Origin of the sequence: Paenibacillus sp. FSL R5-0928, assembly GCF_037970385.1 — a bacterium.
GTDB classification, from domain to species: Bacteria; Bacillota; Bacilli; order Paenibacillales; family Paenibacillaceae; genus Paenibacillus_AQ; species Paenibacillus_AQ odorifer.
Map to the genome: position 1 here is coordinate 232,194 of NZ_CP150225.1, position 26,047 is coordinate 258,240.

Consider the following 26,047-nt stretch of genomic DNA (forward strand, 5'->3'; position numbering starts at 1 on the left):
GATGGCGTTCTCTCATTGGTATGGTAATATATTACAACCGGATCTTTTCCATATGGGAGGTATGTGAGTGAAGCGTAAATGGATCAATTCGCCGTACACCTTTGCTTTAGGGATGTTTGCGATGATGGTTCCAAGTCAGGCATTTAGTTCATTTTACAGTTACTTTTATGTAGAAAAATTAGGATTGGGCATTGGACTTGCTACATTAGCCAGAACAATCTTTCTGATCTGGGATGCGGTAAACAATCCGTTATTTGGTTATTGGTCAGATCGCACAGATACTCGTTTAGGTCGACGCAGACCATGGGTATTTGGCTCAATTCCGTTATTTATGCTGGCATTTGTACTGGTTTTCTCCCCTCCCGGCGGATTATCTGAGAATGGATTGTTCACTTGGTTTTTAGTCACACTTATTTTCTATGAGGCAGTCGCTACTGTGTTGTGGGTGAACTATGGAGCGTTACTCCCGGAGCTCTTCCGAGGAGACCGTATTCGGGCAAAAGCTTCCGCGATTCAGCAAGGCTATCAGGTCGTTGCTTTGTTAATCGGTACTGCCTTAACGCCAATTATTTTTGCAGCTATTAATTTCTCTAATATGGCTATAGTGTATGCCTGTCTCTTTGGAGTATTTATGTTTTTATGTATGATGAATGTCCAAGAAAAGAAGGAGCCCACAGAGCAGGAACCCTTGAAGTTGATTCCAGCTTTTCGGGAGACCATTCGGAATAAAAAGTTTTGGGTGTTTAATATTTCGAACTCTTTTGCTCAAACGGTGAATGGACTTGTAAGCTCGATGATTCCTTTTTATGCAAAATATGTACTTCATATCTCAGAGGCTCAGGTATCGATTTTACTCGCAGCTGTGTTTGTTTCGGTCATTCCATTAGTATTCGTGTGGTACTGGATGATTCGTAAGATGGACGGGGTCAAGGCGTGGCGGTTATCACTGATCTTATATGCGTTATCGGTAATTCCGTTATGGTTTGGTTATGATCTCTTAAGTGGTGTGGCTGCTGGCGTAGTTGTCGGTTTCGGATTAGCCGGATTTCTAGTGACCCCAGCAATAGTAGGTGGCAAGATTATTGATGAGGATGCGGAAAAAACAGGTCTGAGAAGAGAAGGAATCTACACGGCTGTAAGCGGATTCATTACTCGTTCAAGCGGGTTAATCTCTGCGTTAGCTTTTTTCATTGTAGGTATGATCTTTGGCTATCAAGGCGGTGATGACCCAGGGTCCAATCCTGAAGCGACATTTAGGTATTTAATAAGTGTGGTGCCATTATGTCTGTTGGCCATAGCTGTTGTCATATCCTTCACAATGAAATTTACATTTATGGACTCTTTGAGAGGTGAGGCTGACTATGAACAAAAAATTAATCATCAATTGTGATGATTTTGGACAAAGTCCCCCCATGAATCAGGCGATTAAACATCTGCTGGAAGAGGAAAAAGTATCCTCCGCAACGATTATGGCGGTGGCCCCTGGGTTTGAGGAGGCAGCTGCATGGTGTAGTCGCAGGCAACAACGAAATGTGGGACTTCACTTGACGATGACTAGTGAATTTGAGGCTTTGCGCTGGGCGAGCCTGACGGGAGAGACTTCTCTTCACGACGAGAGCGGACATCAATATAGGACGGTAAAAGAGTTCGAACAGGGAGCGCAGACAAAAGCCGTACTAAAGGAGATAGATGCGCAGTACGAGCGAGTAAAACAGTCGGGAATAGTGATTAGCCATGTAGACAACCACATGGGTAGTTTATACGGAATGGAAACAGGACGCAGCTTGCTACCGCAGACGTTGTGGAAAATTTCGCGCTGGGGATTGCCCTCACGATTCTTCAGATACATCCATGCTGAGGATCCGCTTTTGGCATCGCTGAAAAATATTAAACGACCAGTTGCCCTTGGAGCAGGGCTGGCGGATACGTTTGGGGTGCCGATTCCCGACTATTTGCTGTCGCATCCTTTTGGTGTAGAGGAAGGCGAGACGTATGAAAGTTTTAAAAGATCTATTATTGCTAAGCTGTATTCGTTGCCGGATGGCGTTAGTGAGACCTATATTCATCCCGGGATAGACGATCCATGGATGCAAGCAAATATTCCGCACTGGAGTAAGCGCGTTTGGGAGTATAAGTTGCCCTTTGATGATGATTTTACCTATGCCCTCAGTGATGCTAAGGTTGAATTGACGAATTATCGTTATGTACAGGAGCATCTAAAACGTCCACGGTTAAGATCTGCAGGCAGATTGTTAAAGAACCTGATAAGATTATGAGCAAAAATAAAAGACACCTTGAGGGGTGTCTTTTGATTATCCCATTAATCCTTTTAGCCCGTTAAGGAAGGGGGAAATAGATTTAATCATATTGTAGCCCATCTTCATAACCGGCATAGTTTTTTGTACCATTCCAATAAAGTTGCCGATTCCCCCGAACCCCCCAAATCCGCCAAATCCACCGCCTCCAGAACTGGAAGCCCCTGCTCCTGCGGAGCCTAGAGCGCCTCCACCCATTCCGAAAAGTGAGCCGAATAAGGGCATTAATCCTGATACGTTTGCTTTCCGAGAGCGGGAAGAAGAGTGTTTTTTTGATTTTTTGTGTTTATTTTTACGCGGTTTGGAAAGGGTCAGTCCATTCTTATCGAGGCCGGTTATCCATCCTACATACGTACGTCCATCATGTAGCGTAATGCATACGGGTCTACCTTTCAGCTGTTCAGCACGTTTGCGAATCTTCGTTGTATTTGCCATTTGCGGATCACCTCATTGGTCTATTTACTTCTATATTACTCAGATATTTTTGTGTTGCTTGTGCTGGTTCATCATAAAAAAATATTTGGGAGCAGTGATTCTGTATGTACTGCTGTCTCTGGGACTGCCTTATGGGGAATTTGCAATGGGAGGAAGGCATAGAATTATGCCTCCACAAATGAGAGTCGCGTGTGGAGTTTCAGTAGTGATACAGCTAATTGCCATCCTGTACTTATTGCAGGCAGGTAATGTGATCTCTATTGGATTACCTTTTGATAGAAGGGTATGTTATTTTTTCGCAGTCTATTTAATTCTTAATACTATAATGAACTTATTGTCGAGGAGCATGAAAGAAAAACTTGTGATGACACCCTTATCTCTAATAACTGCAATCTGTTTTGGGATTACTGCTATGAATGGGTAAAAAGTAGTGCCGGATATAGATTCGACTTTTCTAGACTTTATATAGGATTGTTTTTAGGACACATCTGGTGAAGATGTGTTCTTTTTGCATCTATTGACTCTTGACCTATAAAAACGGATTCATAAGTTTAGGTCTTTCTTCTTATGTTATTATATTTAACATTGTTTTATATTATTTTTACAATTATATGATAATTGGTTATGTTTGTGTGATATAATATCACAGAAATTATGTGAAAATGATAGGGAGGACTAATATTATTATGGGATGGAAGACACGATGGAATAAGCCGATTGCTTCTGTATTAGCAACTGCAGTGCTTTCTTTGCAGGTGTTTGGAGGTATTGGTTTGGGTGCAGCTTGGGTTACAGATAAAGCTGAAGCAGCATCCGCAGCCACAGCCAAACTCCGGCTGATGAGCACGACGGACGTGCACACCAATGTCTACGGCTGGGACTATTTTAAGAATGCAGCTTCAGTAACTGTAGGACTTGATCGGACAGCTACGTTGGTTACTTATGCTAGGAGCGAATATCCTGATAATAATCTTCTGCTCGACAATGGGGACTTGATTCAAGGTACGCCATTGGGTACTTACATCGCGAATGAAAGTAATTTAGTAGAATCAGAGACTAAGCTACACCCTATGATTGCGGCTATGAATATTATGGAATATGATGTTGCGACTTTTGGTAATCATGAATTCAATTATGGGCTGGAATTCTTAAATCGGACTATTAAGGGCAGTGCTAATAACCCATTGAGTGGTGCGGACTTCCCCTATGTAAATGCCAATATATATATTGATGATAAAGATGGTAATCCAGATAATGACGTAAATGCTTTTGAACCTTATGTCATTCTTGATAAAAAAATAGTGGATAGCGATAACCAGCTCCGGGATATTAAAGTCGGTGTGCTTGGTCTTGTGACCCCGCAGATTATGGAATGGGACAAGGTTAATCTGGAAGGCAAAGTCATTGCTAAGGACATTGCTGAAACAGCAGCAAAATATGTTCCTATCATGAAGAGTGAGGGTGTCGATGTAATCGTAGCAATGGCACATACCGGCTTCGATGCAACCGCAGTTGCGGGTACTGGTGCAGAGAATGCTATCAATCTTTTAAGTAAGGTTGACGGCATTGATGCGATTACCTTCTCACACACTCACAAAGTGTTCCCAACAGTTGATGATAAATCCCTTGACGCTTCTTTCAAGGATCCCCTAACAGGGCAGGCGTATAATAACGCTCAATCTGTTGTTGATAATGTTTATGGCCACATTAATGGGACTCCAGCCGTGCAAGCGGGTTATGGTGGAGGTTACTTGGGTCTGATTGATCTCAAATTGGTGGAAGTAGGCGGCAAATGGGAAGTGGACAAAGATAAATCCATCGCCTCAACCCGCTCCATAGCCAATGCTATACCGGATGCTGCTGTTGATGCTGCTGTTGCAGCAGATCACCAAGCTACTATTGACTATACAGGTCAAGAGCTAGGTGTTACTACCGCTCCGATGAACAGCTATTTTGCAATGGTTCAGGACGACCCTACCGTGCAGATTGTTACCAATGCCCAGAAGTGGTATGTGGAGAAGTATATTGATACCAATCTTCCACAGTATAAAAATCTTCCAATTCTCAGCGTAGGTGCTCCTTTCAAGGCTGGACGTAACGGTCCTTCAGAGTACACGAGTATTGAGAAAGGTCCACTGACTATTCGTAGTGCAAGTGACTTGTATTTGTATGACAACACGCTGAAAGCCATTAAAGTTAAAGGCTCTGTTGTTAAGGAATGGGTTGAAATGAGTGCGGGTGCGTTTAATACTATCAAAGTAGACAGCACAGCTCCACAAAGTTTGCTGAATGGGGAGTTTGCTGTTTATAACTTCGATGTTATTGATGGCATTAAGTACACAATCGATGTAACCAAACCTGCAAAATATACTCCTACCGGTGTTATAAACGATGCTTCATCGAGTCGTGTGAAGCAAATTACGTATAAAGGAAAAACATTGGATCCTAACCAAGACTTCATTGTTGTGACTAACAACTACCGTGCGAGTGGCGGAGGGAATTTCCCAGGTGTGAAGGGTTCGGAGATTCTAGTCGATTCCCAGGATGAGAATCGCCAGATCCTTATGGACTACATCAAAGAAGTAGGTACAATAGATCCTTCTGCGGATGGCAACTGGTCTTTGGCTCCACTTTCGGATAACGTAAATCTCACGTTTACTTCGTCACCAGAAGCGGCGAAAGTTATGCCGGCCAACATTAAGGACACTGGTGAAAAAGATGTTAAGGGATTTAGTATTTATAAATTGGCTCTACCAGCTAAGGACGTAGAAGTTCACCTTCTTGGAATTAATGATTTCCACGGTCAACTGGATACGGTGTCTGTCGTCAACAATAAGAATGTGGGGACAGCTGCTATTCTTGCGACTTATCTGAAAGAAACACAGGCTAAATACGATAATTCTCTACTCTTCCATAACGGAGATTCCGTAGGTGCATCTGCTCCAGTATCTTCGCTTGAGCGCGATGAGCCGACGATTGAGTGGATGAACTTGATGAGATTTGATGTGGGCTCCCTAGGAAACCATGAATTTGACCAAGGTGTCGATGCATTGATGACACAGCTTTATGGCGGCGTGGACCCTAAGGACAGCAATGTTACCCACAAGGGTACCAATTTTGATTATGTTAATGCGAATGCAGTGGATGCCAAAACTGGCGAGCCAATTATTAATCCTTATGTAATCAAAGAAGTGGGCGGTGTGAAAATTGGCTTTATTGGTCTTGTAACAAAATCCACACCAAGCAAGGTAGCGCCTTCCGGTACGGCCGGCGTGCATTTCCTCACGCCTGATGAGGAAGTGGCGGCTGTGGAGAAATACGCTAAGGAGCTTCAATCTAAAGGTGTTGAGACGATTATCGTGCTTGCACATGATCCTGCAACAACCAAAGATGGTGTGACTACAGGTGAAGCGGCTGATCTGGCCAATGCGCTTCCTGCGGAATCCCCTGTTGATGTTATCGTTGCTGGTGATAACCATGCACTTGCAAATGGAACAGTAAACGGCAAGCTGATTGTACAAGCTTATTCTTACGGTACAGCATTTGAGGATATCAAGTTGATCATTGATCCTAAAACAGGTGATGTGAAGGACAAGTCTGCTGTGGTAACTTCCACCTTCCATGAGGGTGTAACACCAGATCCGGAAAGTGTGGCACTGGTTAATGCTTACCTTGAGAAGCATCCTGAGCTTACCCAACCAGTAGGTACAACGGACGGAACTATCACTCGTACCGATGCTTACAATAATGAGGCTGCACTTGGGAATCTGATTGCTGACTCTATGCGTAATGCTGACTTCGGCGATGGTGCAAAAGCTGCCGATTTCGCCTTTATGAATCCAGGCGGTATCCGTGCGGACCTTCCAAAAGGTCCTGTAACCTTCGGCGATCTGGCTAAAATTCAGCCATTCGGCAACACGCTTGTGAAGCTGACACTAACTGGAGCGCAAATCAAAACATTGCTGCAACAGCAATGGAATGTAAAAGCTGATGGAACACCAGATATCAAAACGCTGCAAATTTCCGGACTGAAATATACAGCGAATATGTATCTGCCAGTAGCCGATCGTATTGCGAGCCTCACACTAACTGATGGAACACCAATTAATCCTACGCAGAAATATACAGCAGTAGTAAATAACTTTATGGCTGCGGGTGGAGATAACTACAAGGTTCTGACTCAAGCTAGTGATTCATTGGCTGGACCTATTGATTTGGACGTATTCTACGACTACATTGTAAAAACGTTTAATGGCAAAGAGATTAAAGCGGCCATTGAAGGACGTATTATTAATAAATTAAAGGCTGATTCGGGATCGGGCAATGGCAGTGGAGGCGGTTCTACCGGTGTAACTCCAACGCCTACTCCAACCGCGAAACCAACAGCAACACCAGCGCCATCAACAGCACCAACGGTAACACCTGCACCAACTACTGCGCCAGCAGCAAACTTCAAGGATCTGGGTAAGGTAGCTTGGGCGCAAGAAGCTATTGAAGCATTGGCTGCTAAGGGCATTCTGAAAGGTCTGGATGCAAATACTTTTGCGCCAACCAAAACAGTGACTAGAGCAGAGTTCGTTACGATGCTGGTACGCGCACTGAATCTTACGGGTTCAGCAACAACCAGTTCGTTCAACGATGTTAAACAAGGAGTTTGGTACACGGATTCTATCGCCCTTGCGGTGAAGGCTGGACTTGTACAAGGCTCTGGAAATGGCAAATTTGAACCGGGTCGTGAAGTGACTCGTGAAGAAATGGCCATTATGGTTGCTAACGCACTGAAAGACAAACTACAGCCGATTGATAAAAATGCAGCATTGGGTAAGTTTGCAGACAAATCCAGTATTGCTCCTTATGCACAAGAGGCTATCGCACAGCTAACTCAATTGGGAATCGTCAACGGTGTTGATGGTGGGAAATTTGCACCTAAGGGTATAGCTAATCGCGCTCAAGCAGCGGTTATCATCTATCGCATGCTTGGACAAGCATCATAATTCTATTGTTCTAACTAAAAGTGTATCGATGATCCTCGTGAGGGCATCGATACACTTTTTTTAAATATAAGAAAGTATAAGTGGCACCAATACTCTTATAGTCTTCCCTTTAACGCTTACTGTCCTTACAAGGACGCCGATGGCGCTTTTACTTGTTAAATTTGTTGTTGCTCTTTCTGTGAAATCATGTTAACTTATATTCTGCACTGTATTTTTTAATATTTTGTGCGGTCGTGGCGGAATTGGCAGACGCGCACGGTTCAGGTCCGTGTGGGCTAACCCCCGTGGAGGTTCGAGTCCTCTCGACCGCATACCTAAGTGCATATAAACAGGCAATACTTTTGAATCGCTCTTCAACCTGAAGAGCCTTTTTCTATTTATACGCATAATTCAATTTGACAAACTCTATGTAAAAGAAGTGAAGCAAAGATGGAGCCTAATGTAGGTGTAAATACGAAGCAAAGTGTGCGGTTTCTGGAAAAGTATTTCTCTGGTGAATCGATAGATTATCGTCAGATGATTGCTTTATTCATCCCTATCCTAGTGGATCAGGCCTTTGTGGTGGGTCTTAATCTAGTGAATACAGCTATGATAAGCTCGTCTGGTGTGGCAGCTATCAGTGCGGTCAATATGATAGATTCTCTTAATATTTTTCTCATTAGTGTGTTTATTGCCGTCTCAACAGGTGGGACGGTTGTTGTTGCGCAGTATAAAGGGAGCGGCAATGACCTCATGGTGTCAAAAGCTACGGCAGGTGCTACGTCATCTGTTTCGCTGATGGCATTTGCTATTGGGATGTTCGGAATTCTTTTTCACAATCCGCTGTTAAATTTACTATTTGGAGCGGCCTCACCAGAGGTTATGGAGAACGCCCGAATATATTTGATTGGGAGCTGTATCTCTTATCTTGGTATAGCTGTTGTGGAAGCGGTATGTGGTGCTCTTCGAGGAATCGGTAGAACGAGGGCCTCGCTTGTGCTTTCGCTAATTATGAATTTAACTTACGTCTTATTGAATCTCGTCTTTATTAACCTGTTGCATATGGGTGTTCTGGGGATGACCATTTCTATAAATATTGCTAGATACCTGGGGGCGTTCTGCGCACTTTATTATCTATTCCGACTGGACAACGATCTGCATATCCGTATTCGCGATCTTGTAGCGGTTAAGCTGTCTATGCTGAAAAAAATAATGTTCATCGGGATGCCGTTTGCGGCGGAGCAGATGTTCTTTAATGGTGGTAAAATTCTGACTCAGATCTTTATCGTTAGTCTGGGTACGTATGCACTTGCGACTAATGCGATTGCCTCCTCCTTTGCAGGGATTATGCAAATCCCCGGGAATGCGTTGTCCTTAACGATTATTACAGTGGTGGGACAATGTATGGGAAGCAATAATGTTAAGGATGCTCGAAAATTTATTAAATCATTCCTTGTCACCTCTTCTCTTTCCCTGGTGGTAATGGGGTTGCTGATTATGCCTTTTTTCAATCCATTAGTGTCGATGTTCCATCCTCCTGCTGAGATTGTGAGAGATATCTTCCTGATTGTGCTCATCAATACGATTGCGCAAATTCCGTTATGGTCCATAAGCTTTATTACACCTTCGGCGCTTAGAGCAGCAGGGGATTCCAAGTTTACCTCCATGGTTTCGATGCTTACGATGTGGCTGTTCCGTGTAGTGCTCGGATACATCTTAGGTATTGTTCTGAACTTTGGTATACTCGGCGTTTGGCTGGCGATGAATTGTGAGTGGGGGATCAGAGGTTTGATTTTCCTGCGGCGATTTATGGGCAAGAAATGGGTTCAGCATCGTGTTATATAATAGATATAAAAAAATCAAAGGACACCCTGAGGGGTGTCTTTTTTGCATGCTCTGATGAGTGCCTTTGGAGAATGCAGCTTGAGTATTTCTTGGGTAGCGGGGTAATAATATGTAGGAATTGCGTCTTTATGCTTACTAAAACACACAACAAGGAGTCTTGCACAATGTCACATTTCGTTAGATCCGTTACTTCACCAAAGAAATTTATCTCCGGCCATAACTTACTTTCAGATCTGAATGAGTATATTAAGGCGTTTGGCGATCATGCCTATGTGATCTGTGATGAGTTCATTTTGGAACGTGCTAAGAAAGAGGCGGGAAGTTCCATCGAAGGTGCGGGGAATAAGGCTACTTTTGAAAAATTCAATTATGAATGTACTCAGGAAGAGATTAATCGTAATCGGGAACTTGCCCGTAAAGCTGGGGCGAATATCATCGTTGGTATCGGCGGAGGTAAAACACTGGACACCGCAAAAGCTACTGCGTATTATGAGAAGCTGCCTGTAGTTATTTTTCCGACGATTGCATCTACTGATGCACCATGTACAGCGCTGGCTGTCATTTATAATAAAGATGGTTCATTTGATCAATACTTATTCCTCCCAAGTAATCCGGATGTAGTCTTGGCTGATACAGCGATTTTAGCTTCAGCGCCTTCCCGTTTTTTCGCAGCTGGAATTGGCGATGCACTGGCTACTTATTTTGAAGCCCGTGCTTGTTATGCCTCTAATGGTGACAATCTCGTACTCATGAAACCCTCTACAACGGGTCTAGGTATATCAAGACTTTGTTATGAAGCTCTACTTAAGAATGCGGTAAAAGCTAAACGTGCGGTCGATCAGAAACTCTATACACGCGCGGTGGAGGAAACCATTGAAGCGACAATTTATCTAAGTGGTGTGGGTGCTGAATCTGGTGGTCTGGCTGCCGCACATGCTATCCATAATGGGATGACAGCCGTTCCTTCACTACACAAAGCTCAGCATGGTGAAAAGGTTACGTTTGGTCTTTTAGCCCAGTTAGTACTGGAAAATGCCTCAAATGAGGAGCTGGAAACTGTCATTAAGCTTATCAAGGATGTAGATCTTCCGCTAACCCTCGCCGATCTGGGGTGTACGGAATTTATCGAATCCGAATGGCGCCAAGTTGCTGAAGCTGCTTGTGCAGAAGGAGACACAATGGGCAATATGCCGTTCCCGGTTACTCCGGAAGATGTGTACAATGCGATAGTGGTGGCGAACTCGCTGGCAGAGTCTTATAAATAACTAGCACAACTAATATGCAGTGATAATGAAGGCGCCCTTGGGGGTGCCTTTTATTTTTATAAAGGGAAAGCTTTTGAGGTATTGTAGTGGTAAAATTTTTCATATAGATATTGGCTTCGGCACTTAATCGCGGGATAGGGGGACCTACAGAAATAAGATTATTGCTAATCGCCCCGCGCTGTGCCAATTGTACTCTATGTAATAAGGAGGAAGGAAAGATGAGAAAAAACCAATTGGGTTATCTAATCCTTATTATCATAATTATTGGAGCGGTAATAATAGCAGTAATTCACGGAAACTCGGAGCGTCAGAACAAGCGGGCAGCAGGAAGTCTTGGAATGGATTATGTGCGCAAAGAGTACACGGAAAGTGCGTCGTTGAGAGTTGCAACGATTTGCAAACCCTTATTTGGAGGGTCAGGTTATCAGGTAGTGCTCGAGGATTCAAGTGGGCAATCGTATTATGTCATTATCGTTCTCGGAACTACACATAATCTTGTCACTATGGACGATCTGACGAAAGAGGTGCGGGAAGGAACATCTGTGTTTCCGTGCCACCAATAAAACATGATAAATGAATAGGATCTCATCTATATGATTATTGGGAGGCACTCCTGCGGGGTGTCTATTTTTGTTATATTAAATTGAATTTTGTTATTTATTTTCGGAATAACTAACATATGTGCTAACGTAAAAGATAAAATAATTATAACAAAAGGCAATATTTTGATTGTTTTATGCCAATGTAACCGCTATAATCTTGCATATACCGGAATGTGTAACGAAATAAGGAGTTTTTGTTAGCGTTTGTTATCAATAACAAAGTTGGAGATGTGGAGGTGAATAGTTAGCGAGTAGGTCTGTAATTGTCTTCTATAAGGACAGATAGTTATTGGGTTCATAACAGCTGGTTGGCTATTCTTATTATCAAATCCATTTATTTTCGAAGGAGAATTAGGAATGAAAAAAGCGAAAAAGTGGCTGGGGAGTATACTTGCCTGTGCAATGATAATGTCTCCTTTCCCATCTGTAATTTCTGCAGCAGCAGCACCATCCACTGTTGGATTCGGTGATACAAAGGGTCACTGGGCACAACAAAATATTGCGAAGTGGGTAGAAAATGGCGTTTTAAACGGGTATCAGGATGGTTCTTTTCATCCCAATGAAGGAATTACAAGAGCTGAGTTTGCTACGATCTTGAATAAGGTATTCGGTTTCTATATGAAGTCAGATCAATCTTTTTCCGATGTAAAAGCAAACGATTGGTATGCAGATCAGCTTTCGTTGGCACGATATGCTGGGTATTATGAAGGCTACTCAGAGAATAAAGCACAAGCTACTGATTATATAACGCGTCAGGATGCGGTGACGATGTTGGCTCGGATATTTACTCTTCAAGCTACTGAAAGCGCTTCATCATTGAGTGGATTTAATGATTCCTCTCAGATTCAAGCTTATGCTAAGGATGCAGTTGATGCGCTCTCAGGATTGATCACAGGGTATGAGGATGGAACCTTTAAGCCGCTTGGAAGGATCACCCGTGCCGAAGTTATAACGTTAATTAATAAAATAGTGAAGAGTTATTACTCGCAATCTGGGAGCTTTGAAGGAGGAATAGTTTCTGGAAATGTAGTCGTTAATCATGATGGTGTTGTGTTAAAAAATGCAACGATAAACGGAAACCTGTATCTAACCGCTGGGATCGGTAACGGCGAAGTGACCCTTGAGGGCATTAAGGTTACGGGCACCACATTTATTGCAGGTGGCGGGGTAAACTCCATTCTTATTAAGAATAGCTCATTAGGCAAAGTAAATATAAATCGTAAAGAGGGTGAGGTTCGTGTCCTCACGAGTGGTACAACCCAAATCTCTCAGCTAACGGTAGATAGTCTAGCAAGGCTGGAGTTTGGAATTGGGACGATGATCACCACGGGAATTCTAAATAGAACTGTGGGACTGATCCTAGGTGAAGGCGCATCGATTGCAAATCTAAACGTTGCTGATAAAGCGACTGGAACCACCATTTCTGGTCAGGGCGACATTGCAAAAGCGGACGTTAAAGCAACAGGAGTAACGTTGAACGGTAAGCCCATTGCTCCTGGCACAATTGTTATTATCAAAGGCAATCAAGGTCCTGTAGCAACGGCTACCCCAGCGCCTACCTCGGCATCAGGCTCATCAATAACGCCGGCAGGTCCGACTAATCCAACCGCGGCACCTACAGCGACAGCAACACCAACAGCAACGGAAACACCGACACCAACGGCAACACCAACAGCAACAGCAACACCGACACCGACCGCCCCGACGGGTCCTGTGGGACGTATCGAGAATTTAGCGGATGTTGATGCAAGTAGTGAGACTAAATCACTATTCGCCTACTTACAGGATATCCGCGGCAGTGAGATCTTGTTTGGACATCAGCATGCTACTACAGAAGGACTTTCTATTACTGAAAAGGACGGAACGCAGTCTGAGGTTGAGAATGCAGTAGGCGACCTTCCGGGCCTGTTCGGCTGGGATACGCTTAGTCTTGAAGGTTTTGAGAAACCAGGCGATCTAGGCGCAACCAAGCTGGAGAATCGTGATAAATTAATCGGCGTGATGAAATCTGCTTATGAAAAAGGCGGCGTGCTTACATTAAGCTCACATATGCCGAACTTCGTCACAGGAAAGGACTTTTATGACACCAAAGGGAATGTGCTTACGCATATATTACCCGGTGGTGACAAACATGCAGAATTTAATGCATTCCTGGATATGATTGCGGACTTTGCGAATAACTTAAAAGATGATAATGGTAAAGCTATTCCGGTCATTTTCCGTCCATTCCACGAGCAAAATGGTGGCTGGTTCTGGTGGGGTGCACCTTACCGTACGAAGGAGCAGTATGCTGAAATTTATCGTCATACCGTTGAATATTTACGGGACAAAAAAGATGTGCATAACTTCTTGTATGCGTTCTCACCGGGAAGTCCGTTTAACGGCACAGATGCGACCTTCCTTGAGACGTATCCGGGAGATGACTATGTCGATATCCTGGGCTTCGATAATTATTATGACGGAACCACTGAGGGTTGGTTTGATTCAGTCGTGAAGGATGCTAAGTTGATCTCGAAGCTGGCGGATGATAAGGGGAAAATTGCAGCATTTACTGAGTTCGGTTATTCGGGTGTGAAGCCAACCGGCACGAAGGACCTGAAGTTCTTTACCAAGCTAATCACTGCGCTGCAGTCTGATCCGGATGCTAAACGGATGGCCTACATGCAGACTTGGGCGAATTTCAATACAGATTCTATCTTTGTCCCTTATAGAAATGCTCCAAACGGACTAGGGGATCATGAACTGCTCCCTGATTTTGTGGACTATTATAATGATCCGTATACAAGCTTCAGCCATGAGGTGGCTGTTGCGGATGCTTATTCGAAACAGGTAACTACAGAAGCCGAGCAACCTTTTTTACACATTGCCTCACCAACGGCAAACCAAACAGTGCCCACGACAAAAGCATCGACCCTTCGTGTTCGTGTGTTAAATCAAGACGTGGATAAAGTAACCTACCTGATTGGGGATGACACAACAGAGTACAGCATGGCAGCTGACGCAGAAGGTTTCTATTACTTGGCAGATTGGACGCCAGGTGTAGCCTTCGACGAATCTGGCGTGATGCTTACTGTTAAGTCCTATGCAAAGGATGGTTCTGTACTTTCACAAACGATCCAAATCTTTGTAAGTGACGTGCAGGGCAATGGGGATCCATTGGTTGTAGATACTTTTGAGAATTACAAAGGGAATGATGAATTACTTCGTGCGGCATTAAGTCCTGCGGGCGATCTAAATACGATCTCACTTGATGCGGACCATAAAAATGATGGCAAGTATGGCCTGAGGTTCGATTATAATGTGGATGGTCAAGGTTATACAGGTCGTACCAAAAACATGAATAATGCCGACTGGTCGGACGCCAACAAATTGAAGCTCTGGATTGCACCTGATGGCAGTGACCACAAGCTTGTTATTCAGGTCAATGCAAGCGGCATCTCTTTTGAAGCTTATCCTTCACTGGCAGGTACGACACCTGGCATGGTGGAAATTCCATTCAGCCAGTTCGCTCCAGCGCCATGGGATACAGGAAATGCTGGTAAAGTAATCACTAAAGAGAACCTTAAGGACATTCGGGCAGTGTCTATCTACGTAAATAAAAAGGACACAGTAGCAAGTACGTCTGGTACGCTGTACTTTGACGATATTACAGCGTTTAATGATGGAACGGGTGGCGTCCCTAACGGGGGCGAAGGTCCTGGCAGCACGCCAGAACAGGCGAAGCTGTTGTATGGCTTCGAAAAAGATACTCAGGACTGGACAGTAGAGCAAAATAATGCCAGTGCAAGCGCGGCAGTGATCTCGACTGATGAGGCTGCTGAAGGAACTCATTCGTTAAGCTCCTTGTTCTCACTCGATTCAGGTGGAGCTTTTGAGCTCAGCAAAAATGGCAGTCTGGATCTGAGCGCGGTAGATAAATTAAGCGCACAAATTAAACTGTCGAACGGAACAGCGGATGCACGTTTGTATATTAAGACGGGATCAACCTGGGCTTGGGCTGACAGTGGAGCTGTGAAAGTAGATTCGAGTGGATTTACTACGGTTTCGCTCAACTTGGCAGGTATTGCTGATCTTAATAGTGTAAAAGCCATAGGTATCAAGCTCGAGGGATTCAGCGGTACGGGAACTTCTACGCTGTATCTGGATGATGTTCGGACCCTGAAGAATGGTACCGCACCTGAAGCTGTCGTCTATGGCTTCGAGGACAATACACTGCAAGGCTTCAGCATCAATGTGGATGAAAATAATAAATATAATACAGCACTGGCCCAGAATCTATCGGTGAGCAATGCTGTGTATGCTGAGGGAACTCATTCGATGCAAGCGGACTTAACATTAAATGGAGGGCAATTCCAGCTGCGTCGTATGGTGGTTACCAACTTAGCGAATGCATCAACAATTACGCTTAAAATCAAGGTTGTACCTATTGATGCAAGCGATGTTAGCGGTGTAATGGCTCAGCTGTTCACCCAAAGTGGCTCAAGCTGGGGAACATGGACTGCTTCTACGGCTGCACCAGTAGATACCAATGGATTTACTACAATAACATTGGATATCAGCAAGGTAGCGGATCGTAATTTGACCCAAGCGATTGGCGTTCAAGTCATGACCACAGCAACCGATCCGGTGGGTAGTGCTACCGTATATGTGGACGAAATCACGATTAAATAGAAAGTAGTAAAGCCGGAAGCGAACATTTTACGATGTTCACTTCCGGCTTATTTATTTAGCATCAAATTTATTCATTTTAAGGTCTACGAGAATCTGCTTGAAATTAACGAAGCTTAATAGATCCGCCATCTACCATGATAGTCTGGCCCGTAATATAATCGGAATCTTCACTCGCTAGGAATACCGCAACACGACCAATATCACTTTCCAGTTCACCCAATCTTCTCAAAGGAATTTTTGAAATCATGTTTTGGTAATACTCAGGGTTTGCTTCTGCCCATTCAATCATGCCAGGGGAATTAGCAATTGGAGCAATGATGTTTACGTTGATTCCAAATGGACCAAATTCATTAGCGGCTACCCGGGTAATTCCACGGATGGCTTCTTTTGCAGCAGCATATGTTCCTTGATTGGTGTCACCGTTGAGGCCAGCACCCGATGCAAAGTTAATAATTTTACCTTGAGTTTCTTTTAAATAGGGTAGTGCTGCTTGCATGAAATAGAAGGTTGGATAGAAGCCTGTATCAAAAGATAAATCGAAATCAGCCTGTGTAGTTTCTTCGATAGATTTCATTCTGGATGCGTGGGCATTGTTTACTAAAATATCTATTTTTCCGAATTTATCAGCTACTTGTTTAACAAGGTGAGCTATTTTATCGTGTTCCTTGAGGTTCGCTTGAATAAAGATAGATTCAGGTTGATATTCTTGTAATTCTTTAATTGTTTCTTTGCCGGTTTCTTCATTGAGGTCAATAATGGCTACCTTAGCGCCTTCTTTAACAAAAGCCAAGGCCATTCCTTTACCAATACCGCCTGCTCCACCAGTAATAATAGCTACTTTTCCTGCAAGTCTGCTCATGTTGTGATCTCCTTTTTGTGAAAAAATGTAGTATCTAACTCTTATTCGAGGTAAGGTGTAATTGTTACTTCGACTATATATTACCCAAAATAGTAGCTATATTTACCATGAAGTAGAAACGGCATCATTTACCAAGATGAATATAGAGGGTGATGATGAATGTTTCAGCAGCTGATGAGGCCTATTCCGGCTCTTATGTAGATGTTGAGCGATTGAATTAAGCGGCGCACCAAGTGATGCTGCAAGTGATGCAATAAGTGAAGTATTTATAGAGTAATTAGGGAATTTCTCCCTGAAATTCAGAGATTTCTGTTCATCAGACTTATAATTAGGGAAAACTTACCTGATTTTCGGCCGATTTAGTAACTAATTAAGAAATCCCCCTAATTATTAGGGAAGAATTCCCTGATTTCGTTCATTTAGAGCGAATATCGGTTATTTTCAGGGAGTTTTTCCCTAATTAGTTTAAACCCTACCGCCTACGCCTACCGCCTACGCCTACCGCCTACGCCTACCGCCTACGCCTACCGCCGCTCACCGCCCCACCGTTCCACCGCTCACCGCCCCACCGTTCCACCGCTCACCGCCCCACCGTTCCACCGCTCACCGCCCCACCGCCCACCGCCCAACCGCCCACCGCCCAACCCAATATCATAGAACACTACGCGTAGTGTCATATGGCACAGTAAAATCCATTACTTTTCTTTTCAATTCCATTCCATAAAAAAGAAGCTGCCCCCAAGTAGAATTCACTACTTTTGAGACAGCCTCTGAATATTTATAAAGGTAACCCCATCGAGATTACCGCACCGCCATTTCTTCGGTTGCCGGCGCTGATCTGACCTCCACAACGCTCGATGATTGCGCGGGAAATAGCCAGTCCAAGTCCGGATTCTCCGTCTTTTCCTTTTACAAACCGATGGAAGAGATAGGGGAGCAGATCGTCCGAAATTCCAGGACCATCGTCACTTACGGATAACAGGGCCCGGCCCTCCTTGACCGAAACATGGATATAGATATGTTGGTTAGCGTAACGTGTGGCATTCGATACTACATTAAGAAGCGCCTGTAGCAGCTTATCTCTATCCGCACGAATCGTAAGAGAATCTTGATGATCGTGGGAGATATGGAGGGTTAATTCTTTTTTCATCAATAGAGGGTTCATTCTTTCGATGGTTTCTGTAAGTAGATCTTTTAAACAAATATCCGTAGGCTTGAATATATCTTCCTCGCTGTCCAGCTTCGCAAGTAAAGTCATTTCGGACACGAGCTTCTTCAAGCGGCTGCTTTCGCTCATGATAATGTCTAGCCCTTTTACTACATTCTCACCTTCAAAAACTCCATCCTTGATTCCTTCAGCATAGCCGGAAATGGACATTAAGGGGGTTTTTAATTCATGAGACGCATTCTGGAAAAATTGTTTCTGCACATGGTTAAAACGGTTCAATTCATCTGCCATGTCATATACCGATTGTGCGACAGAGCCAAGTTCCCCTCCTGCCTTAATTAATTTAACATCTGAGAAGTGGCGTTCTTTGACTTTGCGGAGTTCTTGTTGCAGCCTCATTAGAGGTTGAATCAGCTTCTTGGTGATAAATAGGCCAAATAGGAACATAAATGCTCCCGCTGCACTGAAAACGATCAGCAGTCTTCTGAGCAAAGCTTGTTCAATAGCAGTGACTGCGCTCATAGGGGTTAGTAAAGTTAGCGTGCCTATAGGTGTAGCCTTCACTTCAGTAATATACCGTGTATCTGTTCCATTCCAAATGTTCTGGAGCTCAGTGGCTTGGCCTGTGACACTCTTGGCATCGTAGTTTATTGCAATTGAACTCATCTCTGATGATGTGGACAAGACTTTTCCTGTCTCATCGCTAAGAATGGCTTCGACGCCTGCAGTGCTTAGAGAAGGTATGGTCACGGGCAGAGCTTCCAGCTGAGTGCCAATCTCCCCGATGTATTTACTTTCTTCAGTCAATGTAGCTGACATCGCTGCACCAATGGTTCTTAAATCCTCTTTTTGTGTTCCGACAAAATGGTTGAGCAGTACAAAATGGATCACGACAGCAGTAATAGATAGTAGCAATACCAATGCAATACTAAAGGCTAAATTAATCTGATGTGCTAGTTTCATTCGTATGCTCACCCCCATCTGTTCTCATGCGGTATCCGTGTCCCCATACTGCCTCAATGGGCAAATGCTCCAGTTTTTTGCGCATCCGTTTAATTAGATGATCCACGGCGCGATCACTTCCAAAATAGTCGTCTCCCCACACATAGCTCAGCAGCTCATCTCTTGTAAATGCCCGGTTAGGGGCATCAGCGAATACTTTTAGCATGGTGAATTCCTTGCTGGTCAAGTCCACCTCTTCACCACACCAGAATACACGTCTTTCTTCCGGCAATAGTAGAAGCTGGTCAATTTCAAGACGGGTGGAAGTGGCCTGACTGTTCAATTTTTCGGCCTGATTACTCATTTTGTACCAGCGTTGAAGCTGCCGTTTGATCCGGGCGACTAACTCACGAGGACTGAACGGCTTGACTAGATAATCGTCACTGCCAAGCTCCAATCCTAATATTTTATCCACTTCATTATCTCTTGCGGAGATCATAATGATCGGTAATTCGGCTTCGTTACGAATCCTTTTACAGAACTCATAACCATCCATGCCGGGGAGCATAACGTCGAGTACCCACATATCCGGGGGGTTTGTCTGCCACAAGGTCCATGCTTCCTCAGCGCTGCCAAGGCCGATGGTGTGGTAATTTTCTTTTTGTAAATAAGCTTCAACAAGATTGCGTATATGTTCATCATCGTCGACTACGGCAATGAGGTATGGATTATTCATTTCGGGTTACCTCCAAATTATTCTCCTACAAGTATATCAATCCAGAGGTGGGTAGGGGCGGCTGCCATCGTTTTTCCACAAATTAACCAATGTTCTGCCACACCCCTTTTGTAAGCTTGGTCTTGTAAGATCATTCGAATCGACGAGGAGTGTTGTATTTATGAATCAACAGATGTTATTTAAAAAGTTAGCGCTGTCCGCCCTGCTAGTGTCCGCCGTTGCTGCACCGTCTGCAACGAACGCAGCAAGTGGAGCACAAGACGGAAACACGAAAACAACGGCCGCAGCCGTGGTTACTGCTGCCTCTAAAGGAACAATTGCCACTAAAGTAACCACTATTGATTGGGTAGATCCCCTGGAGTTGGCTAAGACCTACGCACCTAATACCCAAGAAGACTGGAAGAACACCTTGGATCAGTATTATAAGGTTGCTGGATTTAGTGTAACCGCACTTGCCGAGCTTGTGCCTGCGGAACTGGTGGAGGGAGTTCAATTATCAAAAGAAATACTATCCATCGAAGCTCTACCTGCGGGATATATTGAAGCTGGTCGTAACCTTGAAGTAGTACCTGTAGTCGATGATATGAAGGTAGATAGCAATATCACTACTTCAATTAAAGCTGTAGATGCGACTTCAATTGCTATTTCCATTCCAGATCTTAGCGACGCGGATAAAGCTTTTTTCAAAGCCCAAGATGATCTGAATAGTGCCGCTAAATCCAAAGATGCGACTGTGATCAAGGAAGCTTTAGCTAATCTGTTGGACCAATATAAAGAGAAGATCAAGGAGCTTGAAACAGCCAAATAACGGCGATTAGCGAGGCTTGATACAGAATAGAGATACTGAAAAGGGTAAAGATAAAAGACACCTCGCGGGGTGTCTTTTTTGTATGCATATCAATCTTCACGCTTTGCCTTTGGCCCTTACTTGCTTCCGCCAGTTCACACCGATCACCCCGGCGATGATCATCACTGTACCAGTCCAATGGTACCATTCCAGTTGCTCATTCAGCAGAAGTACACCACCGAGAATAGAGACAACTGTTGAAAGACTGCCGAAAATGCTCACGCGTGAAGCTTCCATCCGTGATAAAGCATAGTTGGAGAGGAAGGAGGTCACGAGGGAGGAGAGTACGCCGAGATAGAGCATGGAGAATATGAATTTTGGCTCTTGAAAAGGTGTGAAATACTGATCCAAGGTTCCTGCCGAACCATGCTTAATGATCGCCAGTCCATTAAAAAATATAAATCCGAATAAAGTAATCATATAGGTAAGTTCTTTGGGACTCCAGGTACGTGTCAGCTTTCGAGCCGCAACATTATAACCGGCAAGGGATAAAGCTGAGATTAGGATGAGCAAGACGCCCCAAAGACTAGAAGAAGAGATACTCAAACCTGGAATGGCAAAGATAAGAATAATGCCTGCAACTGAGATTAATGTAGAGATCTTTTGGAAGCTGCTCGTGGTTTCCTTCAAGAACATCGCCGCCAAAAGGATGGTGAAGATGGGCATTGTCGCCTGAATAATACCCGCTACAGCGGAGGTTGTATACAGAAGTCCATACGCTTGAAGGGTGAAATACAACGCTGGATACATTAAAGCCAGTGGGATTATCACTGCTGCCTTGGATATTCCAAACTTCACCCGCCCCCACCCTGGAAAAGTAAATAAAGAAGCGGCAAGGAAAGATAACGTGAAGCGATGAGCTAGCGTATCAAAAGGATCCGAGACGGTTAGGGCCATTTTTACAAATATAAAGGAAAACCCGACAATAATAGCATTCAAGACAGCTGCTGCTATCGCTTTTTGAGTAGAAGATGTATTCATTAGTAAAGACCTCCAAAGTGTTGCGCGCATTTAGGTACCGGTCCTGTTCTGCTCTTTATTCTAAGGCTAGAGTAGCTGTGCTACAATGTAATTATTATTCATCTGTACCGGTACAGAATAAGCTTGGAGGAAGGTGAAAGGGATGTATAAGTATTCGGAGTTAATCAACGAGCTGGAATTGCAAATTGCCGAGGATACGTATCGTGAGGGAGATAAATTACCGTCTATCCGGGAGTTGTCCTTACGTTATGGATGTAGTAAAAGTACGGTTATTCGCGCGTTGCAGGATCTTCAGGACAAACATTTAATCTATGCCGCCTCAAAAAGTGGTTATTATGTCATGAAACGAAGCGGACAGCGAAAAGACGAAGGTGCACATTGGATCGATTTTACGGTGTCTGCACCCGACCCGGATATTTTTCCGTATCTGGATTTCCAACATTGTATTAATAAAGCGATTGATATGTACCGCAATGACTTGTTCATCTATGGAACGCCGCAGGGGCTTCCTTCTCTTATTCGTGAAATGCAGCGCCATCTGGCTTCTTATCAGGTATTTGCCAATCCGGATCAGATTTTTATTACCTCAGGTGTGCAGCAGGCGCTTGGCGTATTGACCCGAATTCCTTTTCCGAATGGCAGGCAGCGAGTGCTGATTGAGCAGCCGGGTTACCCGTTGTTTATGGAATATCTGAAGACGTATGGCATTGAGACAGAGGGGATAAAGCGTTCGGACGCTGGGGTTGACTTGAATGAATTAGAGCGGTTATTTAAGACAGGCCAGTTCAAGTTCTTTTATACCGTCCCGCGATTTCATAATCCGCTTGGCGTCTCCTATACCCGTACCCAGAAGAAGGCGATTGCTCAGCTAGCAGCTAAATACGATGTGTACATCGTTGAGGATGACTACATGGCGGACTTGGAGCAGGATGCAAAAGAGGATCCGATCTACGCTTATGACGATGCTTCCCATGTGATCTATTTGAAAAGCTTTTCCAAAATTATTTTTCCGGGCCTGCGTGTCGGTGTCGCTGTACTGCCAGAGGTCCTGTGTGACTCTTTTAACCGATTCAAAAGACTGATGGATATAGATAGCTCTATGCTGTCTCAGGCTGCCCTGGAGTTGTATCTGAAAAGCGGAATGTTCGAGCGCCACCGAAAAAAGATGCGTTCCTGCTACGAAAAAAGATCCACGCTGCTCCATGAATCGATTATGAGAGAGTTAGATACAGCAACAGCACAGCATTATTCTTACCATCCAACCGGCCAGCTTGGCGTGCATACGTATCTGAAGCTTGGTGACAGCGTAAAGACAGAACAGATGATCAAACGTCTGCAAAAAAAGTTCATTCGCATCGAAATGGCGGACAGCGGTTATTTGCCCTCTTTTAATAAAGAGAAGATTCTAAAGCTTAATGTATCCAGTGTAAAAGAGCCGGATATTCGCTCTGGCATTGAACAGGTAATGCAAGAAATACGCTGAGAGCGCAGCGATAAATCAGTGGATAATAATGGTGGAAATGCTGGGAGCCATCTATAATAAAAGGTCAGTAATCCCTGGTTTCTCTATAAATATCCGAACACATTTTCTGGTGCAATCTTCCGCCGAGTCATGCGGACCCAGATGACGTTATTTGCTATTTTTTAGCCTTTGGAGCAGAGTTTCGGACCCCAGCGCCGCTATTCAAGTAGAAAGTGGTCATATTGAGTGGTGTTCACGCTAACAACGGCTATGGGGTCCGATAGCACTCTAAAAGTGGGAAAAAGCCGCTTTTAAGGTCAGCTGTGTCCGATATCGAATTGGCTAAGTGCAAATTACCAAGATGCTTTATCCATCTTTGCTTGGGTAGCGAGTATCAGCAACAAGCAAATTGAAAGTTGTCGTTCCTTTCGGTACAATCCATTCCAACATCGTATGATTCCATCAAAAAGGGTGATCACTTGCGTAAAGATACGAAAACCATCGGCGAGGTGGCTAAGCTGCTGGGCACAACTATTAAAACCGTTCGTTATTATGACGATATCGATCTATTGAAACCATCCAGCCACAGCGAAGGCGGACACCGTTTATATACTCCTGAAGATATTTCCCGCCTGCGGCTGATCACAACGTTACGTTATTTGGATTTCGGCATTGACGAGATTCGCCAAGTTATCGCTGGAGAAATCCAGCTCACTACAGCACTCAACTGGCAGATTGAAGCTTTGGAGACCCAGGTCAGTACGCTGACCAATATGATTTCGATTCTGCGCCAAGCCCAAGAGCATGTCTCAACAGGTGATTCCATGGATTACATGAATGAGCTGGTGGACTCTTTGTCCATGAATGCTGATAAGCGAACCCAGTTCATCTCCAGTAAAATAGAAGAAATACAGCCGCTCGGTCAATTGCCGTCCGAATGGCGGGATACCTTTTTATATTTGTTCAATAAATATATTATGAATGAAGTCAAAGTGACAGCCGCGCAAACCGTAGCTTGGAACGAACTACAAGCACTTATGAACGATACACAGTACATGGAGGAGCTTGTCCGATTTGAGCTGCCTTTTTTCAATATGGTTAGACATCCCCGCGTTCCCGCTGCGGTTTGGATTCGGACGCTGGAGAATATCCGAATTCGGGTAGAAGCAGCCTTGCAACAAAAACTATCAGCAGACAGCGCTGTTGTACAGGCAATTGTTGAAGATTTTGTGATGATGTATGCAGGTCCAGAGCAGTTCCGCGATAAAGCTGCCTTTTTCCGCCAATATGCTCATTTGATGCAAACTGCTGTTACCGAACGGATAGAACGCTTTAATAAACTATGCTTGCTCCTCAATCCCAAATGGGATGTTATTGTGAGAGGCAACGCCTTGCTGATGGAAGGGCTAGAATGGAAGCTTGCGCAGGAGAATTCTCATTCCGCACCTTGTTGAAGTGTATACTTCGGATGGTCTCCCAGGTTGTTATTCAAATATTGCAAGGGCTGTCCTTTTAAATAATGGTCAAAAAAATCCAGCGTATACTCATTAATCAGCTCATGTGTTCCGCGCACATCCACATGTTCCATCCATTCAAACAAGGGGGTAAGCAGATATAGATCTGAGAAGCTTATGTGCTTGCTTTGTTTGAAAGTCAGCCAATAGTTCCCGCCTGCAGTTACTGGCTCATACCGGGCGAATAGCTCATTATAGTAGGCTGTAATCTCTTTCCTATCCGTCCGTAGTGCGGCGATTTCAGCATCGCTGGTTTGGTCTACTCCTTTTAAGGTGTCATCGGCACTCATGAGCAAAAAAGGTTTCTTCAAGCCGTCTGCAGGAATCCGTTTTTCACCGTAAAGTACCCCATCCATATCAATGCCTGCTTGTATTCTTTGATCATCCATCAGCATCTGCACCGTCGTGGCTCCCCCAAAGGAATGACCGAACATACCCATATGTTCAAGATCGATCCGGCCTGTAAACAGACCACTAGGATCGTCCGCAGATAAGGTCTCCATTTGATCCAGCACAAACTTAGCATCTTCTACCCAGACTTCATTACGCCGATCCATAAAAGAATACTTCATTTGCTCATAGCCTGTTTTTCCTTCTGAATCAAACGTTACCACAGACTTGTCTGGAAATACCGAAGCTACGCTGCTATAAGCATGTTCAATCCCTACGACAATATAGCCGTGGCTTGCCAATTGCTCGACTTGAAAGGTGTTCTGATTCTTGTAGCCCATAAATCCATGTGAGAAAAGAAGCACCGGATATTTAGTTTCCGTATCTGCCAAACCGGCATTCGCAATAGCGTGGGTGTTGGCCAGTTTTAATCCTGAGAATAAAAACTCCGGCAATTGTAAAAATTCATGCAGCCCTTCTATATACGGAGTAGGATCAGATAAATATGGCGCCGGGCTCCCTGTAGACTCTGAACTTGCTGGATACCAGATTTGCACCATTAATTCGCGGGAGTCACCGGATGTTTCTGTGAACTTTTCTTCCCGTGCAGAATCGGTCCAATGGTAGGTGACGGTTCCTATCTTGTAAGGACCTGTGGGCTCCGCAAAAGAAAATACAGGGAACAGGAGGGGCAGAGCAATGGAAACGGCAGCATAAACCGCCCCAACTCCAGTCAGCACTAGTGTTTTCCAACGCCGTTGCGGTTTTCTTGCTGCCTTTGCTGCGGATCGGAAGAAAAGTCTTGTTCCGCCCACGATTGCCCATAGTGTGATCAGATACACTGGAATCATCGGCCACCGCAACCCTTCCACGAATGCATGGATAAGCAGTAAAGCAGTAGAAATCCCGCCGCCGATCAGCCACCCGCGCTGTGTTTTGGGCCGTCCTAAGGTTAGCCAACCCAACAACAATACATTAAATAAGACAAGTGTGATTTCAAGTAATCTCATAATCTATAATCCTCCTTGGTTTTCTTTTCTGG

General features: G+C 44.2%; 16 protein-coding genes and 1 tRNA gene. 11 read left to right on the top strand and 6 right to left on the bottom strand.

Annotation, left to right across the window (positions count from 1 at the left end; all coding sequences use genetic code 11):
- Nucleotides 1–67: 67 nt before the first annotated feature.
- Both MKZ16_RS01115 and MKZ16_RS01120 read left to right on the top strand, forming a co-directional pair.
- On the top strand, nt 68–1,390 hold the full coding sequence (locus MKZ16_RS01115) for an MFS transporter (protein WP_036687199.1): 1,323 nt from the start codon (nt 68–70) through the stop codon (nt 1,388–1,390).
- The gene (locus tag MKZ16_RS01120; protein ID WP_076105215.1) at nt 1,362–2,276 is read left to right on the top strand and encodes a polysaccharide deacetylase family protein; all 915 of its coding nucleotides are present in this window, start codon (nt 1,362–1,364) and stop codon (nt 2,274–2,276) included. Before MKZ16_RS01115 ends, MKZ16_RS01120 begins: the two co-directional genes overlap by 29 nt.
- 36 nt (nt 2,277–2,312) lie before the next feature.
- Here MKZ16_RS01120 and MKZ16_RS01125 read toward each other — a convergent pair whose 3' ends face one another.
- Nucleotides 2,313–2,750, bottom strand: coding sequence for a hypothetical protein (locus MKZ16_RS01125; protein WP_076105216.1), 438 nt, complete (start codon nt 2,748–2,750; stop codon nt 2,313–2,315).
- A 686-nt stretch (nt 2,751–3,436) separates the two neighbouring features.
- On the opposite strand from MKZ16_RS01125, the gene MKZ16_RS01130 reads away from it, so the two are divergent.
- The 6 genes from MKZ16_RS01130 (at nt 3,437) to MKZ16_RS01155 (ending at nt 16,106) form a co-directional block, all read left to right on the top strand.
- Nucleotides 3,437–7,744, top strand: coding sequence for a bifunctional 2',3'-cyclic-nucleotide 2'-phosphodiesterase/3'-nucleotidase (locus MKZ16_RS01130; RefSeq protein ID WP_076105217.1), 4,308 nt, complete (start codon nt 3,437–3,439; stop codon nt 7,742–7,744).
- Between the two features lie 227 nt (nt 7,745–7,971).
- Nucleotides 7,972–8,055, top strand: a tRNA-Leu gene (locus MKZ16_RS01135).
- A 118-nt stretch (nt 8,056–8,173) separates the two neighbouring features.
- A complete protein-coding gene (locus tag MKZ16_RS01140; RefSeq protein ID WP_076105218.1) occupies nt 8,174–9,568 on the top strand; it encodes an MATE family efflux transporter in 1,395 nt (464 codons plus the stop codon).
- A 164-nt stretch (nt 9,569–9,732) separates the two neighbouring features.
- Nucleotides 9,733–10,833 carry a glycerol dehydrogenase gene (locus tag MKZ16_RS01145; protein WP_076101108.1) on the top strand — a complete coding sequence of 367 codons (1,101 nt, stop codon included), beginning with the start codon at nt 9,733–9,735 and terminating at the stop codon, nt 10,831–10,833.
- Nucleotides 10,834–11,051: 218 nt separating this feature from the next.
- Nucleotides 11,052–11,396 (top strand): hypothetical protein, encoded by a 345-nt coding sequence (locus MKZ16_RS01150; protein WP_076105219.1) that lies wholly within the window; start codon nt 11,052–11,054, stop codon nt 11,394–11,396.
- A gap of 396 nt (nt 11,397–11,792) precedes the next feature.
- The gene (locus MKZ16_RS01155) at nt 11,793–16,106 is read left to right on the top strand and encodes a glycosyl hydrolase (RefSeq protein ID WP_081386637.1); all 4,314 of its coding nucleotides are present in this window, start codon (nt 11,793–11,795) and stop codon (nt 16,104–16,106) included.
- A 103-nt stretch (nt 16,107–16,209) separates the two neighbouring features.
- Here MKZ16_RS01155 and MKZ16_RS01160 read toward each other — a convergent pair whose 3' ends face one another.
- The 3 genes from MKZ16_RS01160 to MKZ16_RS01170 all read right to left on the bottom strand — a co-directional run bounded on the left by MKZ16_RS01160 (nt 16,210) and on the right by MKZ16_RS01170 (nt 19,811).
- Entirely contained in the window at nt 16,210–16,965 is a 756-nt protein-coding gene (locus tag MKZ16_RS01160) for an SDR family oxidoreductase (protein WP_038568170.1), read from the bottom strand.
- Nucleotides 16,966–17,743: 778 nt separating this feature from the next.
- Complete coding sequence (locus MKZ16_RS01165; protein WP_076107298.1) at nt 17,744–19,096, bottom strand: HAMP domain-containing sensor histidine kinase; 1,353 nt, start codon at nt 19,094–19,096, stop codon at nt 17,744–17,746.
- Nucleotides 19,074–19,811 (bottom strand): response regulator transcription factor, encoded by a 738-nt coding sequence (locus MKZ16_RS01170; protein ID WP_076107299.1) that lies wholly within the window; start codon nt 19,809–19,811, stop codon nt 19,074–19,076. Before MKZ16_RS01170 ends, MKZ16_RS01165 begins: the two co-directional genes overlap by 23 nt.
- Before the next feature lie 160 nt (nt 19,812–19,971).
- On the opposite strand from MKZ16_RS01170, the gene MKZ16_RS01175 reads away from it, so the two are divergent.
- A complete protein-coding gene (locus tag MKZ16_RS01175; RefSeq protein ID WP_076107301.1) occupies nt 19,972–20,619 on the top strand; it encodes a hypothetical protein in 648 nt (215 codons plus the stop codon).
- Nucleotides 20,620–20,715: 96 nt separating this feature from the next.
- Here MKZ16_RS01175 and MKZ16_RS01180 read toward each other — a convergent pair whose 3' ends face one another.
- Complete coding sequence (locus MKZ16_RS01180) at nt 20,716–21,639, bottom strand: DMT family transporter (protein ID WP_076101113.1); 924 nt, start codon at nt 21,637–21,639, stop codon at nt 20,716–20,718.
- Nucleotides 21,640–21,781: 142 nt separating this feature from the next.
- Here MKZ16_RS01180 and MKZ16_RS01185 point away from each other — a divergent pair, with 142 nt between their 5' ends.
- The gene (locus MKZ16_RS01185) at nt 21,782–23,122 is read left to right on the top strand and encodes a PLP-dependent aminotransferase family protein (protein WP_076107303.1); all 1,341 of its coding nucleotides are present in this window, start codon (nt 21,782–21,784) and stop codon (nt 23,120–23,122) included.
- A gap of 395 nt (nt 23,123–23,517) precedes the next feature.
- Nucleotides 23,518–24,555: a MerR family transcriptional regulator gene (locus MKZ16_RS01190; RefSeq protein ID WP_249267709.1), complete on the top strand. Its 1,038-nt coding sequence runs from the start codon at nt 23,518–23,520 to the stop codon at nt 24,553–24,555.
- On the opposite strand, the gene MKZ16_RS01195 is transcribed toward MKZ16_RS01190, so the two are convergent.
- On the bottom strand, nt 24,537–26,015 hold the full coding sequence (locus MKZ16_RS01195; RefSeq protein ID WP_076107304.1) for an acetylhydrolase: 1,479 nt from the start codon (nt 26,013–26,015) through the stop codon (nt 24,537–24,539). The two genes, MKZ16_RS01190 and MKZ16_RS01195, sit on opposite strands and share 19 nt — an antisense overlap.
- Nucleotides 26,016–26,047 lie beyond the last annotated feature (32 nt).